Source organism: uncultured Neglectibacter sp., assembly GCA_937958185.1.
GTDB lineage: Bacteria > Bacillota > Clostridia > Oscillospirales > Acutalibacteraceae > Acutalibacter.
Genome location: CALFFN010000025.1, coordinates 1 through 16,070, shown reverse-complemented (window position 1 = coordinate 16,070; position 16,070 = coordinate 1). Strand labels below are relative to the sequence as shown.

General features: G+C 58.4%; 17 protein-coding genes. 16 read left to right on the top strand and 1 reads right to left on the bottom strand.

Translation table 11 applies throughout. The annotated features are described in order from the left end of the window. Positions 1-105: 105 nt before the first annotated feature. Entirely contained in the window at positions 106-1,455 is a 1,350-nt protein-coding gene (locus AB8996_RS08465) for a PepSY1/2 domain-containing protein (RefSeq protein WP_369298540.1), read from the bottom strand. A gap of 161 nt (positions 1,456-1,616) precedes the next feature. On the opposite strand from AB8996_RS08465, the gene ruvC reads away from it, so the two are divergent. The 16 genes from ruvC to AB8996_RS08385 form a co-directional block, all read left to right on the top strand. Further along, complete coding sequence (ruvC, locus tag AB8996_RS08460; protein WP_369298539.1) at positions 1,617-2,141, top strand: crossover junction endodeoxyribonuclease RuvC; 525 nt, start codon at positions 1,617-1,619, stop codon at positions 2,139-2,141. 148 nt (positions 2,142-2,289) lie between these two features. Then, a complete protein-coding gene (gene ruvA / locus AB8996_RS08455) occupies positions 2,290-2,892 on the top strand; it encodes a Holliday junction branch migration protein RuvA (protein ID WP_369298538.1) in 603 nt (200 codons plus the stop codon). Between the two features lie 10 nt (positions 2,893-2,902). Continuing rightward, positions 2,903-3,148: a hypothetical protein gene (locus AB8996_RS08450; RefSeq protein ID WP_369298537.1), complete on the top strand. Its 246-nt coding sequence runs from the start codon at positions 2,903-2,905 to the stop codon at positions 3,146-3,148. Positions 3,149-3,232: 84 nt separating this feature from the next. Beyond that, positions 3,233-4,297 (top strand): Holliday junction branch migration DNA helicase RuvB, encoded by a 1,065-nt coding sequence (gene ruvB, locus AB8996_RS08445; RefSeq protein ID WP_369298541.1) that lies wholly within the window; start codon positions 3,233-3,235, stop codon positions 4,295-4,297. A gap of 11 nt (positions 4,298-4,308) precedes the next feature. Next, positions 4,309-4,935 (top strand): AAA family ATPase, encoded by a 627-nt coding sequence (locus tag AB8996_RS08440; protein WP_369298536.1) that lies wholly within the window; start codon positions 4,309-4,311, stop codon positions 4,933-4,935. A 29-nt stretch (positions 4,936-4,964) separates the two neighbouring features. After that, positions 4,965-6,317 (top strand): phosphoglucosamine mutase, encoded by a 1,353-nt coding sequence (glmM, locus tag AB8996_RS08435; protein WP_369298535.1) that lies wholly within the window; start codon positions 4,965-4,967, stop codon positions 6,315-6,317. Continuing rightward, complete coding sequence (locus AB8996_RS08430) at positions 6,318-6,509, top strand: hypothetical protein (protein WP_369298534.1); 192 nt, start codon at positions 6,318-6,320, stop codon at positions 6,507-6,509. A 36-nt stretch (positions 6,510-6,545) separates the two neighbouring features. Continuing rightward, positions 6,546-7,421 (top strand): class I SAM-dependent methyltransferase, encoded by an 876-nt coding sequence (locus tag AB8996_RS08425; protein ID WP_369298533.1) that lies wholly within the window; start codon positions 6,546-6,548, stop codon positions 7,419-7,421. 146 nt (positions 7,422-7,567) lie between these two features. Beyond that, positions 7,568-8,482: an energy-coupling factor transporter ATPase gene (locus AB8996_RS08420; RefSeq protein WP_369298532.1), complete on the top strand. Its 915-nt coding sequence runs from the start codon at positions 7,568-7,570 to the stop codon at positions 8,480-8,482. Continuing rightward, positions 8,448-9,317 carry an energy-coupling factor transporter ATPase gene (locus AB8996_RS08415; RefSeq protein ID WP_369298531.1) on the top strand — a complete coding sequence of 290 codons (870 nt, stop codon included), beginning with the start codon at positions 8,448-8,450 and terminating at the stop codon, positions 9,315-9,317. Before AB8996_RS08420 ends, AB8996_RS08415 begins: the two co-directional genes overlap by 35 nt. 30 nt (positions 9,318-9,347) lie before the next feature. After that, on the top strand, positions 9,348-10,160 hold the full coding sequence (locus AB8996_RS08410; RefSeq protein WP_369298530.1) for an energy-coupling factor transporter transmembrane protein EcfT: 813 nt from the start codon (positions 9,348-9,350) through the stop codon (positions 10,158-10,160). Positions 10,161-10,182: 22 nt separating this feature from the next. Then, entirely contained in the window at positions 10,183-10,950 is a 768-nt protein-coding gene (gene truA, locus AB8996_RS08405) for a tRNA pseudouridine(38-40) synthase TruA (RefSeq protein ID WP_369298529.1), read from the top strand. A 39-nt stretch (positions 10,951-10,989) separates the two neighbouring features. Then, entirely contained in the window at positions 10,990-12,255 is a 1,266-nt protein-coding gene (locus AB8996_RS08400; protein WP_369298528.1) for a DUF5711 family protein, read from the top strand. Positions 12,256-12,382: 127 nt separating this feature from the next. Continuing rightward, on the top strand, positions 12,383-13,081 hold the full coding sequence (locus AB8996_RS08395) for a CvpA family protein (RefSeq protein WP_369298527.1): 699 nt from the start codon (positions 12,383-12,385) through the stop codon (positions 13,079-13,081). A 56-nt stretch (positions 13,082-13,137) separates the two neighbouring features. After that, positions 13,138-13,782 carry a CDP-alcohol phosphatidyltransferase family protein gene (locus AB8996_RS08390; protein ID WP_369298526.1) on the top strand — a complete coding sequence of 215 codons (645 nt, stop codon included), beginning with the start codon at positions 13,138-13,140 and terminating at the stop codon, positions 13,780-13,782. 15 nt (positions 13,783-13,797) lie between these two features. After that, the coding region (locus AB8996_RS08385; RefSeq protein WP_369298525.1) for an AAA family ATPase at positions 13,798-16,070 on the top strand (2,273 nt) is incomplete at its 3' end.

Genomic DNA, 16,070 nt, shown 5'->3' with positions numbered 1-16,070 from the left:
TTCCGAAAATTTTGTCTCCCCCGCCGCAGGCGGGGGAGACGCTTTCTTTCATTCAGTAAAACGGATTTCCCAGAGAATTTTCGGGGCGGAAAGCCGAAAAGATTTTTACAGCACGAGCACGCCGTGGTCGTCCTTTTGCAGCAGGTAAAGCTGTTCCTCCAGCCCCGTTTCGCCATTGATATAGACAAGAAGCTCCTGCCCGGTCTCGGCGGTGCAGTGAAATTCCCAGCACAGCACCTCCTCCTGCCCCGGCGTGGGGATCACGGCAAGACCGGCGTTTTCCACTTTGAGCCGGGGGCTGACGCTTTGGGCGGCTTCCTCCTCGGACAGGGCGGGCGGGGCAAGCTCCCGCGCCCGGTGGTTCATCAGATAGCCCTGCGCGTCATATTCCACCATGCCTCCCGCATTACATTCGATGACAACTTTGATTAAATCGGGATAGCAGATCACCTCATCGCCGTCCTCGGAAAGCTGGTCAGTCGCCGCGAAATTGATGGTGCACAGGTTGTCGTTTATCACGTAATAGGTTTCCCGGAAGCTGGGAACGCCAAATTCCTTTAAGAGCTTGGACGCCACCATCAGCGCGTCCAGATAGTCCAGGTTTGAGCCGGGTATCTCTCCCCCTTTTTTGAAATAGGCGATTTCCCCGCCGGTTTTTGTCACCGCCACATGGGAATCCTCGCTGGTAAAGGAAAACACGGGCAGGTTCGTGCCGCCCTCGCCGCTGAAGGTCAGCTCGTCGGGAGAACAGCTTAAAAATTTCGCGGCGATTTTTGCGGCGTCAGCTTCGCTGACCTCCGGCTTCCCCTCCAGAAAGAGGGGGATTTTTTGCCGGATATGGTCGGAAAAGGGACCGTCGTACAGGAGGGCGGGGAATTGGGAAAAGGCTTCCGCCACCTCGTCGAAATCGTCGTCCAAAGACAGGGCGGGGGTGTTTACGTTTTGCAGCAGCCTGTAGATCCTGCCCAGGTCAATCCCCTCGGCGGAAAGCTTTGCCTGCGCCTTTTGCAGCGCTTCCGACAGTGTCCCGGCGTACTGCTCCAGCACCTTTAGGATTTCCCAGTCGCTGTCCGTCTGCGGCTTCCCGGCGGCGGAGCGGCGGGAAAGAGAGAGGGCGTAGCTTCCCGTTTGGGACAGGAATTCGCTGATTTTTTCCGTCTTTTCCTGGGGGAAGGGCAGCACCGCCAGCGCCGCCTTTGCGCCGCCGCTCTGTTCTAATAGCCGGGCGGAGACTTCGCTTTGCAGCACAGCGGTGTTGGCATAGGGCGCTTTTTGCAGGACGGACCGCATTCCCGTTACGGTGTCCGTCAAGTCGCCCAGCGCCCGGCGGTAAGAGTATTCCAGAGACTGACCGCTGGCGCTTGCGGCATAGCCGGCGTCCGCCCACAGCCCGCAAAGCACCAGAACCAGCGCCAGCACCATGGTAGCAAGCCTCAGCTTTCCCCGCTTTTTCATACAAAAACCTTCTTTCATGCCAAAATGATTCGGTGTTAGTCTGCACCGAAGAGCGGCGGAAAATTTACGTTGTATTCAAAATATTCGGGCTGTTCAAGCCGGAAGTTTTGTGATATACTTTACAATATATATGCCAAATCGGCGGTAAGGGGGAAAACGGCGTGCGTATTTTGGGGATCGACCCCGGCTATGCCATTGTGGGCTACGGCGTGGTGGAAGCGGGAAACGGACTGTACACCCCGCTGGAATACGGCGCTGTCACCACAAAGGCGGGAGAAGACTTCGGCTTGCGGTTACAGGAAATCTATGAGGGCATGGCGGAGATCCTCGCCGCCTACAAGCCCCAGGCAGCCGCTGTGGAAAAGCTGTATTTCACCAACAATAAAACCACCGGCATCGGCGTGGCGGAAGCCCGGGGCGTGATTTTGCTGGCGCTTGCCCAGGCAAAGGTGCCGCTGTTTGAATACACCCCCATGCAGGTCAAGCAGGCGGTAACAGGCTACGGCAAGGCGCTGAAGCCCCAGGTGCAGGAAATGACCCGGCGGCTCTTAAAGCTGTCGGAAATCCCAAAGCCGGACGATACCGCCGACGCGCTGGCGCTTGCTATCTGTCACGGACAGGCGGCGGGGTCCGCGCTGCGCAGGAGCTTGCTGGAGCAGGCAAAGGAACCGGGCAGGGTGATTTAGATTCTGGATACTAGATGCTGGATACTGGATAAGGAAGATAAATAATATTTTAGCGCGCATGAAATGAGCAATGAGAAATGAGCAACGAGCAATTATCGCAAAACTCTAGTTTCTCTATCTCGTGAAATCGAAATAACGGAGGAGAAAAATGTTTTATTCACTTACGGGAAAGCTTGCCCATACCGAGCCGGGTATGGCGGTGATTGATGTGGGCGGCGTGGCGTTTAAGTGCTTCACGTCCATGACCACCCTGCGGGGTCTGCCCCGGCTGGGGGAGACCGCTACCTTGTACACCCATCTGAACGTCCGGGAGGACGCGCTGGACCTGTTCGGCTTTCTCACCATGGGAGAGCTGAACTGCTTCAAGCTGCTGACAGGGATCAGCGGGGTGGGACCCAAGGTGGGGATCGCCATTCTGTCGGAGCTTACCCCCGAAGACGTTGCCCTTGCCGCGGCGGCGGGAGACTCCAAGCGGTTCACCAAGGCAAGCGGCGTGGGACCGAAGCTTGCCCAGCGCATTGTGCTGGAACTCAAGGACAAGGTGAAAAGCCTGTCCGCTTCCGGGCTTTCCATGGAGGACGTGCAGGCGGGGGGCGCTTCCGCTTCCGGCAATGCGGCACAGGCGGTGGAAGCCCTGGTCACCCTGGGCTATTCCCCCTCAGACGCCGCCGCCGCCGTGGGCAGGCTGGATTCCCAGCTTCCCCCGGAGGAGCTGATCCGCCTGGCGCTGAAATCTTTTGGGAGCAGGTAAGGAAAACGCTATGAAACAAAAAATCAGAAGAGGCATAACCATTGTTTTAAGCTCTTTCCTGGGGGTCTTCCTTGGAAAAGCCCTGTTCCTGTGGTGGGACGTGAAAAAGAATCCCGGGCTGTACGCCATGAATTCCGCCCCCTGGTACACCCAGCTTTGGGTAGAGGGCGCCGCTTTGGCGGCAGTCTTCCTGCTGGGCGGGCTTGTCTGGCTCCTTTCCGGCAGGATCGGGAAAGGCAAAACGGAGAAAAAATGACAGGAGGTGAAGCATATGATCGAAAAAACCGGCGGCAGGGCAACTGAGCCTGTGGAATACGGCATCGACTGGGACGCAAAAGACATGCTGTCTTCAGACGACGAGCTGGATTTGGAGAACCGCCTGACGGAAACGGGCTACACCCCGGAGGACAGGGAGGTGGAAAATCCCCTGCGCCCCCGGACGTTTTCGGAATACATCGGGCAGGAAAAAGCAAAGGAAAACCTGAAAATTTATATCGAAGCGGCAAGGAGCCGGAGGGAATCCCTGGATCACGTGCTGCTGTACGGTCCTCCCGGGCTGGGCAAAACCACGCTGGCGGGCATCGTTGCCAACGAAATGGGCGTGAACCTGCGCATCACCAGCGGTCCTGCCATTGAAAAGCCCGGCGACCTGGCGGCGCTGCTGACCAATTTAAGCCCCGGCGATGTGCTGTTTATCGACGAGGTGCACCGCCTGCCCCGGACGGTGGAGGAAATTTTGTACCCCGCCATGGAGGACTTCGCGCTGGATATCATCACAGGCAAGGGGCAGATGGCGGCTTCCTACCACCTGCCGCTGCCCAGGTTCACGCTGGTGGGCGCGACCACCAGGGCGGGACAGCTTTCCGCCCCTTTGCGGGACCGCTTCGGCGTGGTGCTGCGGCTGGAGCTGTACTCCCCCCAGGAGCTTTCCAAAATTGTCCTGCGCAGCGCGGGGATTTTACAGGCGGAGATTGAAGCGGACGCGGCGCTGGAAATCGCCTCCCGTTCCCGGGGTACGCCGCGAATCGCCAACCGGCTGTTAAAGCGGGTACGGGACTTTGCCGAAGTGATGAGCGGCGGGGTCATCACCCTGAACACGGCGAAGATCGCCCTGGACAGAATGGAGATCGACGAGCTGGGGCTGGACCAGAGCGACCGCAATATGCTTTCCGCCATTATCAACCATTACGGCGGCGGTCCTGTGGGGCTGGAAACGCTGGCGGCTGCCATCGGCGAGGAGGCTGTCACCATTGAGGACGTGAACGAGCCGTACCTCATGCAGATCGGCTTTTTGACCCGCACCCCCCGTGGGCGCTGCGTCACCCCGGCGGCATATTTGCATTTGGGGCTTCCTGTGCCGGGAAAGCTCAAATCTGAAGAAGAAATGCAGTTGAAAATGGAGTAGGGGGCGGCACTATGGTAGATATCTGCCCCAAATGCGGCAGTTTTGACTGGGACAAGGCAGTGGACGGTGACAAGATCACCTGCCCGAAATGCGGTCACAGCTGGAATTTTTTGAAGCTTCCGCTGTTTATCGTCACTGGGGCAAGCGGCGTGGGGAAAACCACCACGGTGCAGGCTTTGCAGGCAAAGAGCCGGGAATTCGTCTGCATGGACGACGATATGCTCTACAATCTGCTGCCCCATGAGACCGCCGCCGACTTTCTGGCGGAAACCGAGCAATTACAGATTTTTTCCCGGAACATCATGCAGTGCGGCAAACCGGCAGTGTGGGCACGGGCAGGGAATATCCGCCTGCTGGCAGAAACCTACGGCGCCCGGTTCTTCAGCGGCATTTTTGTGCTGGCGCTGGTGTGCCCTGAGCAGGAGCTCCGGCGGCGCATGACGGAGGGGCGGAGCATTGCCGACCCCGGCTGGATCCAAAGCTCGGTGGACTATAACCGCTATTTTATGGAGCATGACCGTATCGGCAGCGTGACCTTTGACCGGCTGGATATCGGAGCCCTGTCTACGGCGGAAGCCGCCCTCAGGGTGGAAAGCTGGTTGAAGGGCAAGCTGCATGATCTTACAATAAATCAGTAAAAACAAATCTATTTGGAGAAGGTGCTTTTATGGGAAGACTGTTTGGGACAGACGGAATCAGAGGGATCGCGAATAAAGACCTGACCTGTGAGCTGGCGACCCAGCTGGGCAGGGCGGCGGCGTGCGTGCTGACAAACAAGAGCAACCGCCACCCCAAGGTGCTCATCGGCAAGGACACCCGGCTTTCCTCCGATATGCTGGAAACCGCCATGGCGGCGGGGCTGTGCAGCATCGGCGCCAGCGTGGTGACCCTGGGCGTGGTGCCCACCCCCGCGGTGGCGTATCTGGTGGAAAAGTACAAGGCGGACGCCGGAGTGATGATCTCCGCTTCCCACAACTCTTACGAGTATAACGGCATTAAAATTTTCTCCGGGGACGGCTTCAAGCTGCCGGACGACCTGGAGGAGCGGATCGAGGACATCATTCTGGGGAAATCCGACATTTCCGATGAATTTCCCGACGAGGCAGGCATTGGCACGGTCAGCCGCGCGGAAAACGCCGTCCGGGATTATATCGACCACGTGAAAAATTCCGTCCACTTCGCTCTGGACGGCTTGAATATTGCCATTGACACCGCCAACGGCTCCGCCAGCGCCACGGCGGAAACCCTCTTTACCGAGCTGGGGGCGAAGGTCACCATGCTCAACGACAAGCCGGACGGCATCAACGTGAACCGGGACTGCGGCTCCACCCACATGGAGGGGCTGATCGAATATGTGAAGACCCATGAGGTGGACGCTGGCGTGGCGTTTGACGGCGACGCCGACCGCTGCCTGATGGTGGACGAACAGGGCAATTTTGTGGACGGCGACTTCATCATGGCGATCTGCGCCATGGACATGAAAAGCCGGGGCAAGCTCGCAAAAAATACGGTGGTGGGCACCATCATGACCAACATGGGCTTCCAGCGGTTCTGCGAAGAAAACGGCATGGAGTTTGAAGCCACCAAGGTGGGCGACCGCTACGTGCTGGAGGAAATGCGGCTCAGCGGCTACAATTTCGGCGGCGAGCAGAGCGGACACGTGATCTTCCGGGACTTTGCCACCACCGGCGACGGGCAGCTTACCGCCTGCCAGCTTTTGAGCCTGATGCGCCGGAGAGAGGGGAAGCTTTCCTCCCTTGCCACCCTGATGCAGCGCTTCCCCCAGACCATTGTGAATCTGCAGGTCACCCCGGAGGGGAAGCTTGCGTTCTATACCGACCACAAGGTGCGCGCCGCTATCGACAAGGTAACGGAGACCCTGGGCAGGGACGGGCGTATCATCGTGCGCCCTTCCGGCACGGAGCCCCTGCTGCGTATCATGGTAGAGGGACAGGACGAGGCTCTCATTCAGAAGCTGGCAAACGATGTGGCGGACGTTATCAAAACGGAGCTGTGCTGAATGGAACGGTTAGAAGCGTTTGAGCGAATGCTTTCAGACATCAAAAAACAGGCGGAATATGAGCTGGAGCAGATGGAACAGCTGAAAGCCGCCGGGAAAGAAAAATCGGCGACCTACCGCCAGTATTTCGGGAACCGTATGCTGTACAAGATGATACTGGAAAAGTATCGGGAATACGGTCTGCTGGAATGATGGCGGACCGAAAGATTTTTCGCATTGGAGAAAGACATGAGAACAGCACAGTGGCAGGACTATGAAGTGATAGATACCGGGGAAGGGGAAAAGCTGGAGCGATGGGGAGATATCCTTCTCATTCGCCCCGACCCCCAGATCATCTGGAAAAGCGACAGGGCAGACCCCCGCTGGGGCGCTGCCCACGCCCACTATTTCCGCTCCAACACCGGGGGCGGGCACTGGGAGCGCTACCAGAAGCTGCCCGATGTGTGGGAGATCGGCAGGGGCGGGCTTGCGTTCCGCTTGAAGCCCATGGGCTTCAAGCACACCGGGCTGTTCCCGGAGCAGGCGGTCAACTGGGACTTTATGGAGGAGAAGATACGCTGTGCAGACCGTCCCGTCAAGGTACTGAACCTGTTCGCCTATACCGGGGCGGCGACCCTTGCCTGTCTGCATGCCGGGGCAAGCGTCACCCATGTGGACGCTTCTAAAGGCATGGTGCAGTGGGCAAAGGAAAACGCCGCCGCGTCCCATCTGGAAGATAAGCCCGTCCGTTGGCTGGTGGACGACTGTATCAAGTTCGTCCAGCGGGAACAGCGCCGGGGCAACACCTACGACGCTGTTATCATGGACCCTCCCTCCTATGGCAGAGGTCCGGGCGGGGAGGTCTGGCGGCTGGAGGAGCAGCTCCATGACCTGGTAAAGCTGTGCCTGCCGGTGCTGTCGGACGACCCGCTGTTTTTCCTGCTCAGCTCCTATGCCACGGGGCTTTCCCCGGCAGTGATGGGATATTTATTGGAGCTGGTGTTACAAAAGCGTTACGGCGGTAGCGTTTCCGCCGATGAGATCGGGCTGCCTGTCACGGACAGCGGTCTCATATTGCCGTGCGGCAGCACGGCAATATGGGCAGCAGAAAACCGACCTCTTTGAAAATTTCCGCAGGAAATTTTCGGAACGAAAAATGGAACCCATTTTTCGTTTGACGTGCGGCAGCACGGCAATATGGTGTTCTAGAATCTAGAATCTAGAGTCTAGAATCCAGATTCTAGATGTTAGAGGTGGAAAGGAAGAGTGGAATGTCCTTTATTGAAGTGAACAACGTGCGTTTTTCTTACGAGCCGGAAGCTGCCGACGCCAGGGAAGTTTTGCACGGCATTACCCTGCAAATAGAGCAGGGGGAATTTGTAGCCCTGCTGGGTCATAACGGCTGCGGCAAATCCACCGTGGCGAAGCTTCTAAACGGAATGCTGGTGCCTACCGGGGGCAAGGTCCTGGTAGGCGGGATCGACACCGCCGAGGAAGCGCGGCAGCTGGAGGTGCGCAGTCGGGTGGGGCTGGTGCAGCAGAACCCGGACAACCAGCTCGTTGCCGGCGTGGTGGAGGAGGACGTGGCGTTCGGACCTGAAAATCTGGGCGTTCCCCCGGAAGAGATACGCCGCCGGGTGGACGAGGCGCTCCGTGCCGTGGATATGTACGAGTTCCGGGAGAGCGCGCCCCATAAGCTGTCCGGCGGGCAGAAGCAGCGGGTCGCCATCGCGGGGATCATCGCCATGGAGACCGCCTGTATCGTGCTGGACGAGCCCACCGCCATGCTGGACCCCCGGGGGCGCGCGGAAGTCATGGAAACCATCAAACGGCTGAACCGGGAAAAAAATATCACCATCGTGCTCATCACCCACTACATGGAAGAAGCCGTTCAGGCAGGGCGTGTGGTGGTGATGGACGAGGGAAGCATTTTGACGGACGGCACGCCGGAGGAGGTCTTCGGCAATGTGGAATTCTTAAAGCGCCACGGGCTGGACGTGCCCCAGGCGACGGAGCTGGTGTACCGGCTGTCCACCGCCGGGGTGAAGCTGGGCAAAATGCCGCTGGGCGCGGAGGAATGCACGGAGCTGTTCCGGCAGTATCTGTCCGCACATTCGGAAAAAGCCCCTGAGGAAAGGAGGGAACCCGCCCATGGCGATTCTGGAAACGAAGGAACTGACCTATGAATACGGCGCGGGAACGCCCTTCTCCAAAACGGCGCTCAAGCAGGTTTCCATTTCCGTGCGGCAGGGGGAATTCCTGGGGGTGATCGGGCACACGGGCAGCGGAAAATCCACCCTGATCCAGCTGCTGAACGGGCTTTTGAAGCCCACCTCCGGGCAGGTGCTGCTGGACGGCAAGGATATCTGGACCCAGCCCAAGAAGATCCGGGACGTGCGCTTTCGGGTGGGCATGGTGTTCCAGTATCCCGAATATCAGCTTTTTGAAGAAACGGTGTTGAAGGACATCATGTTCGGACCGAAAAATATGGGGCTTTCCGACGAGCAGGCAAAGGAGCGCGCCATGGAGGCAGCCCACTTTACCGGGCTGCGGGAGGAGCTTCTGGAAAAATCCCCCTTTGAGCTTTCCGGCGGCGAAAAGCGCCGGGCTGCCATCGCCGGGGTGATCGCCATGGACCCGGACGTACTGATCCTGGACGAACCCACCGCGGGGCTTGACCCCCGGGGGAGAGACGTGCTGCTGTCCCAGATCAGCCAGTACCACAGGGAGCGGCACAACACCGTGCTGCTGGTGTCCCACAGCATGGAGGATATCGGGCGCACGGCGGACAGGCTGCTGGTGATGAACCGGGGAAACGCCGCCATGCTGGACGAGACCCGGGCAGTGTTCTCTCAGGGAGAGAAGCTGGAAAGCATGGGGCTGCGGATCCCGCAGATCACGAAGATCATGCAGGAGCTGAAGGAAATGGGCTATCCCGCCGACCCTGCTACCCTGACGGTGGACGAGGCGCTGAAACAGCTTTTACCCTTTTTTCAGGGAAGCAGACCGGCCGCCGGTTGATCCGTTATTCAGAAAGGAGCGAATCTCAATATGCTTTCCGATGTAACCCTGGGGCAGTATTTTCCCGCGCCCTCGGTGATGCACCGCATGGACGCGAGATTAAAGATATGTCTTGTCATTTTCGCCATTGTTCTCATTTTTGTGGCGAACAATTTCCTTTCCCTGTTTTGCGCGGTGCTGTACATTTTTCTGGGGATATTTCTCTCCAAAATACCGCTGAAAATGTATTTGAAAAGCCTGAAGCCCATTGTGATCCTGCTGGTGTTCACCGCAGTGCTGAACCTGTTTTACGGCACGGGTGAGCCGCTGGTGCAGCTGGGCTGGCTGAAGATCACGAAAGACGGCATTTTGAACAGCGTGTTCATCTCGCTGCGCATTATTTTGCTGATTCTGGCAAGCTCCGTGCTGACCTACACCACCTCTCCCACCCAGCTGACCGATGCCATCGAGCGGCTGTTAAAGCCCCTCTCGAAGCTCCACGTGCCGGTGCATGAATTTGCCATGATGATGACCATTGCCCTGCGGTTCGTTCCCACCCTGCTGGAGGAAACGGAAAAGATCATGAGCGCCCAGAAGGCACGGGGCGCGGACATGGAAAGCGGCGGTGTGGTCCAGCGCATCAAGGCGCTGGTGCCGGTGCTGATCCCGCTGTTCGTTTCCGCCTTCCGCCGAGCATACGATCTGGCGACCGCCATGGAAAGCCGCTGTTATCACGGCGGTGAGGGAAGGACAAAAATGAAGATTTTGCGGTTCGGGAAAACGGACTGGCTCTCCCTTTCCGTCGCTGTGGCAACGCTGGGAATCTTCATCACTTTGAACGTGGTGTTCCCGGCAGTGCTGTAAATTTTTTGGAAAGGGGCGCGTCATGAAAGAGATTTCTTTCCCAACAGAATCCGGCAGGAACCTGCTTCTGACTCTTGCCTATGACGGCTCCCGCTACCACGGCTGGCAGGTGCAGGAAAACGCCCTGACGGTGCAGGAGGTCTTCCAGAAAGCCCTTTTCACAGTGACCGGGCTTTCGGAGGATATCAAAGCCTGCTCCCGGACGGATACAGGCGTACATGCCAGGGAATTTTGCGTCAGTCTCCGCACGGAAAGCAAAATTCCCCCGGAGAGGCTGGTCGCCGCGCTGAACCGCTATCTTCCGGCGGATATTGCCGTGAAGACCTGCCGGGAGGCGCCGGACGGTTTTCACGCCCGGTATTCCTGCAAGGGCAAAGAATATACCTATGAAATATGGAACCACCCGGTGCGGGACCCCTTTTTGCAGAACAGGGCGCTGCACTACTGGTACCCCATCGACGAAGCCCTGCTGGACCGGGCGGCGAAGCACTACCTGGGCAGCCACGATTTTTCCTCTTTCTGCACGCTGGACCGGCGGGAGCAGGGGGATATGACCCGAACGGTGACGGAAGCGAAGGTGGAGCGCCGGGGGGACATGGTGGTGTTCACCGTGGCGGCGGACGGCTTTCTTTACAACATGGTGCGCATCATGACGGGGACGCTGCTGCGGGTGCAGCAGGGGAAGTTTGCCCCGGAGGATATCCCGGAAATTTTGGCAAAGAAGGACAGGAGCGCCGCGGGACCTACCGCCCCCGCGTGCGGGCTGTACCTGAACCGGGTATTTTACTGAAATTACTGAGAACTAAAGCAGCGGAAAGGAGGGAACGGCGTGGCAAAGCACAAGAAAAAGGTGGATTCCAGAGCGGACACCCAAAAAATCGTGAAGCTCCGGGATTATCAGGAGCAGGAAGCTTTTTTTGAATATGAAGATGAGGAAGAAACCGGCGAGGAACGGCTGAAAAAAATGCGGGCGCCCAAGGCGGTGTACCGCGTGGTCGTCATTCTGATCCTGCTTATTCTGGCGCTTGCTTTCTGGCTCAACCGGGATAAGCTGACGCTGGAAAATATCACCACATGGGTGAAGCTGCAATTCGTGGGCGCCGGGCAGGGGGACGGGTTCCCCGTGCCTATCACGGGTTCTTCCGTTTCCGCTTCCAATTTCACCGCCTACAACGGCGACGCCATGGTGCTTAGCGATACCGCCCTCACCATGGTAGATCCCTCGGGCAAGACCCAGCTTTCCCTGCGGCACAGCCTGAACCAGCCCGCCATGCGTTCCGTCCGCGGGCAGACGCTGCTCTACAATCAGGGTAGCACCGCGTACCTTCTGCTTTCCGGCACGGAAACAAAGGTGCGGGGCACGGCGGAGCGGGAAATACTTTCCGGCGTGGTGGCGCCGAACGGCAGGTACGCCCTGGGCGTCCAGGGCGCTGATGGCGCGTCGGAGCTGAACGTCTATCAAAAGGACGGCACGCTGCAATATACCTACGCCTTTGCCAAGGACTACATCACCGCCATCACCATGAATTACGACGGCGTGTACGGGGCGGTATGCACCGTCCGTACGGAGCGGGGCGAGCTGGTTTCCAAGGTCACGGTGTTTGATTTCAACCAGCCGGAGCCTATCGCCTCCTATGAAACGAGGGACAACCTGCTTCTGGACGCTTACTGGACGGAAAGCGGCGATCTGTACGCTGTGGGAGAATCCGCCCTGCTGATGGCAAAATCCACGGATTACGCCTTTACCGAATACAGCTACAACGGGCGGCAGCTCACCGCTTACCGGCTGGACCAGAACCGGGCGTTTCTGTCCATTTCCGCCCACGAGCACGCCGGCGCCTGCACGCTTCTGGTGTTCCGGGGAAACGGGGACCCGGTGCGGATCGAGTCCCCTGAAAGGATTGTGTCTTTGTCCGCCTCCGGCGGCACGGTGGGTGCGCTGGTGGATACCGAGCTGGTGTTTTACGATTATTCCACCGGCGTGGAGCAGGGGCGTGTAGACGGCGGCAGCGACGCCAAAAGCATTGCCCTGGGCAGCGAGCGCAAGGCGTATGTGCTGGGCGTCAGCGAGATACGCATGGTGGAGATCGAATAGGTTTGCGGGAATGCCCCGCGTAAGATATCTGTAAGGGGAAAGCCCTTGTGAAACGGATCTGTTTGTGATAAACTAAATGCCAGACGTGTCAAAAAAGAAAGCCATGCCAAAAGGGGGAGGACAGCCAATGAACATGATGCTGGATATCGTGCTGCTCTGCGTGTTCCTGCTGTTTATTTTTGTGGGCATACGCCGGGGAGTGGTAAAGTCCGCGGCACATTTTCTGGGAGCCATTCTGGCGGCGTTTTTCGCCTCGGCTTTGGGCGGCGCGGTCGCCGGGTGGGTGTTCAACACCCTGTTCCGGGGAGCGCTGGTGGAGCGCATCAGCGATTCCCTGGCAACGCTGGGAACGGGCAGCACCGCCGTTGCGATAGAGGGAATGCTGTCCTCCCTGCCGGATTTTATCGTCCGGGCGCTGGCGGAAGCGGGCATTTCCGCGAACAGCCTGGAGGGCATTGTGTCCACCCGGAGCGGGCAGGCGGCGGAGCTGATCGCAGACGCCCTTTCGCCGGTGTTTATCAGCTTTCTGAAAGTGCTGGCAGTGATCGTGCTGTTCTCTCTGTTTATGGTATTGGTGCGGGTGCTGGCGGATATGCTGTCGGGGCTGTTCCACCTGCCGGTCCTGCGGCAGCTGGACAGTGTGCTGGGCGGTTTGTTCGGCTTTCTGCTGGCTCTGGTTTCCGTGTGGATATTGATTTCCGCCGTGCAGGTGTTCCTCCCCATGCTGACGGAGGAAGCCCAGGGAGATGTGGAGCTTGCGCTGAACCGCTCCGTCATTGCCGGGGCGATCATTCGCATGAACCCTCTGGGGGCAATGTTCCACTAAAAAAGAAATAGGGAAAGAATTTGGAAAAGATTGGGAAAAAGAGAGGAAATGTGTCCATGGCACAGGAACAAAAGCTGAGAAATCAAAACCTGACGGTCCCCAATGCGCTGACACTGCTGCGCATACTCATCGTCCCGTTTTTTGCATGGGCGTTTTTGACCGGGCATATGATAACGGCGGTGGTCCTGCTGTCCATTTCCGGCTTATCCGATATGTTTGACGGGCTGATTGCCCGGAAGTTCAACCAGATCACAGAGCTTGGGAAAATGCTGGACCCGCTGGCGGATAAGATCACACAGGGCACGGTGGCGCTTTGTCTGGCAGTCCGGTTCCCCGTGATCCGCCCGGTGCTGATCATTTTTATTTGCAAAGAGCTGGGCATGCTATGCTGTGCGGCGGTGCTGCTGAAAAAGAAAAAGCGCCCCTGTGCCGCCAAATGGTACGGAAAGGCCGCTACGGTAATGTTTTACATTTCAGTCGGCGTCATTGTGGTGATGGACGGCGTGTTCCATTTGTCCGGTCCCGTGTTCAGCGGGGTGGCGTGCGGGCTGCTGCTGTTGACGGCGTTACTGATGATCTATGCCGGGATCAAGTATTTTCAGATTTTTCAGGAAATACTTCATTCTACCGATGAAAAATATGAGCTGGACCTGCCCGATGAGATACGGGCGAAAACTGTGCGGGAGCCCAGAAAAAAGTAAGAGAGGAGCACTGTTATGCTGATGTGTTCACGTTGCCATAAAAGACCTGCCGTGGTATTCGTTTCCCACTCCATGGACGGGCAGAATACCCAGGGGCTCTGCCTGAGCTGCGCAAAAGAGCTGGGGATAAAGCCCGTCAACGACCTGATGAAGCAAATGGGGATCAGCGAAGAGGAGCTGCAATCCATGAGCGACCAGATGGCGGAGCTGATGGATATGGAGGGCATGGAGGACGATGAGGACGGTATGTTCACGCCCGGCGGCGCCGCCACTATGCCCGCGGAAATGATGCTGGGCGGCGCGCCCGGTGAAAACGGCGGCGTGAGCAGCGGCACGGAAACGAAGGAGAAAAAGGAAAGCTTCCACAAAAAGAAGCGGAAGCATATTCAGAATTTCTGTACCGACCTGACGGGAAAAGCCCGCCGGGGAGAGCTGGATAATATCATCGGCAGGGAACGGGAGATCGAGCGGGTGGTGCAGATATTGTCCCGCCGCACGAAGAACAACCCCTGTCTCATCGGCGAGCCCGGCGTGGGCAAAACCGCCGTGGCGGAGGGGCTTGCCCTGCGCATTGCCGCAGGCACCGTGCCTGCCCGGCTTCGGGAAAAGGAAGTGCAGCTGCTGGACCTGACCTCTCTGGTCGCCGGGACCCAGTTCCGGGGGCAGTTTGAAAGCCGGATCAAGGGGCTGGTCGATGAAGTCAAGGCGGACGGCAACATCATTCTTTTCATCGACGAGATACACAATCTGGTAGGCGCGGGGGACTCCGAGGGGGGCATGAACGCCGCCAATATCCTGAAGCCCGCTTTGAGCCGGGGAGAGATACAGGTCATCGGCGCCACCACCTTTGCGGAATACCGCAAATATATCGAAAAGGACGCCGCTTTGGAGCGCCGCTTCCAGCCGGTCACGGTGAACGAGCCCTCCATCGGCGAAGCGGTGGAGGTGCTTTTGGGGATCAAGGGCTATTATGAAGCCTATCACCGCGTCACCGTGTCGGAGCAGATCGCCCGGCGCATGGTGGTGCTGTCGGAGCGGTACGTCAACGACCGCTACCTGCCCGACAAAGCCATCGACCTGTTGGACGAAGCCTGCGCCTGCGCTGCGCTGCGCAACAAGAAGCTGGAGGAGTACGATTCCGCGGAGCTGTCGCTGAAGCGGGAGCGGGCAAGGGAGCAGGAGCTTTCCAACCCCAATAACGGGGACCCTGTGGATTACGAGGAGCTGGCGAAGACCCATTACCGCATTGCCACGCTGGAAGAAAACCTGGACGCCTTAAAAAACGCCGGCGCTTTTGCCGCCGTGGAGGAGCAGGACGTTGCCCATGTGATAGAGCTGTGGACGGGTATCCCCGCCGCCAGGATCGCGGAAAATGAGCTGCAAAAGCTGGCGGGTCTGGAGGACGTGCTGAGCAAAAAGATCGTGGGGCAGGAGGAAGCCATTCAGGCGGTCTCCGCCGCCGTCCGCCGCAGCCGGGTGCAGATCAGCCCCCGCCGCCACCCCGCGTCCTTTATTTTTGTGGGTCCCACCGGCACGGGCAAGACCGAGCTGGTGCGGGTGCTGTCCCAGGAGCTGTTTGACAGCCCGGAGACCCTGATCCGGCTGGATATGTCGGAATTTATGGAGAAGCATTCCGTGTCGAAGATCATCGGCTCACCTCCCGGCTATGTGGGCTACGACGAGGCGGGACAGCTGACGGAAAAGGTGCGCAGGAAGCCCTATTCCGTGCTGCTTTTTGATGAGATTGAAAAAGCGCACCCCGATGTGATGAACATTCTGCTGCAAATTCTGGACGAAGGGCGCATTACCGACGCCCACGGCAGAACGGTGAATTTTGAAAATACCGTCATCGTCATGACCTCCAATGCCGGCAGCGACAGGAAGGACGGTTCGCTGGGCTTTGCCAAAACCGCCGCGGACATCAGCCGGGAGAAGGCGATGAAAGCGCTGAAGGAATTTTTGCGCCCGGAATTCCTGAGCCGTATCGACGAAGTGGTGGTGTTCCGCCCGCTGGACCGGCAGGACTACGAAAAGATCGCCGCCTTAATGTTAAACGAGTATGTGGGCAGCCTGAAGGAACGAGCCATTGAGCTGAAATTTGATGACGCCGTCTGCGCATTGCTGGCGGAAAAATCCATCGGCGGCGCCAGCGGCGCACGGGACCTGCGGAACAATATCCGCCGCATGGTGGAGGATAAGATCGCCATGGCGCTGGTGGAAAAAGGCGAGGGCAATGTCAGCGGCGTGTCCCTTGCCGCCAGGGACGGCGAAATCGTCCTGGAAATGCT

Coding starts and splice junctions, on each gene's coding strand:
- ruvA (WP_369298538.1), top strand. CDS start 2,290: ATGTTTTATTCACTTACGGGAAAGCTTGCCCATACCGAGCCGGGTATG.
- AB8996_RS08415 (WP_369298531.1), top strand. CDS start 8,448: ATGGCGATTCTGGAAACGAAGGAACTGACCTATGAATACGGCGCGGGA.
- AB8996_RS08430 (WP_369298534.1), top strand. CDS start 6,318: ATGGAACGGTTAGAAGCGTTTGAGCGAATGCTTTCAGACATCAAAAAA.
- truA (WP_369298529.1), top strand. CDS start 10,183: ATGAAAGAGATTTCTTTCCCAACAGAATCCGGCAGGAACCTGCTTCTG.
- AB8996_RS08450 (WP_369298537.1), top strand. CDS start 2,903: ATGAAACAAAAAATCAGAAGAGGCATAACCATTGTTTTAAGCTCTTTC.
- AB8996_RS08390 (WP_369298526.1), top strand. CDS start 13,138: ATGGCACAGGAACAAAAGCTGAGAAATCAAAACCTGACGGTCCCCAAT.
- AB8996_RS08440 (WP_369298536.1), top strand. CDS start 4,309: ATGGTAGATATCTGCCCCAAATGCGGCAGTTTTGACTGGGACAAGGCA.
- AB8996_RS08465 (WP_369298540.1), bottom strand. CDS start 1,455: ATGAAAAAGCGGGGAAAGCTGAGGCTTGCTACCATGGTGCTGGCGCTG.
- glmM (WP_369298535.1), top strand. CDS start 4,965: ATGGGAAGACTGTTTGGGACAGACGGAATCAGAGGGATCGCGAATAAA.
- AB8996_RS08420 (WP_369298532.1), top strand. CDS start 7,568: ATGTCCTTTATTGAAGTGAACAACGTGCGTTTTTCTTACGAGCCGGAA.
- AB8996_RS08410 (WP_369298530.1), top strand. CDS start 9,348: ATGCTTTCCGATGTAACCCTGGGGCAGTATTTTCCCGCGCCCTCGGTG.
- AB8996_RS08395 (WP_369298527.1), top strand. CDS start 12,383: ATGAACATGATGCTGGATATCGTGCTGCTCTGCGTGTTCCTGCTGTTT.
- ruvB (WP_369298541.1), top strand. CDS start 3,233: ATGCTGTCTTCAGACGACGAGCTGGATTTGGAGAACCGCCTGACGGAA.
- AB8996_RS08425 (WP_369298533.1), top strand. CDS start 6,546: ATGAGAACAGCACAGTGGCAGGACTATGAAGTGATAGATACCGGGGAA.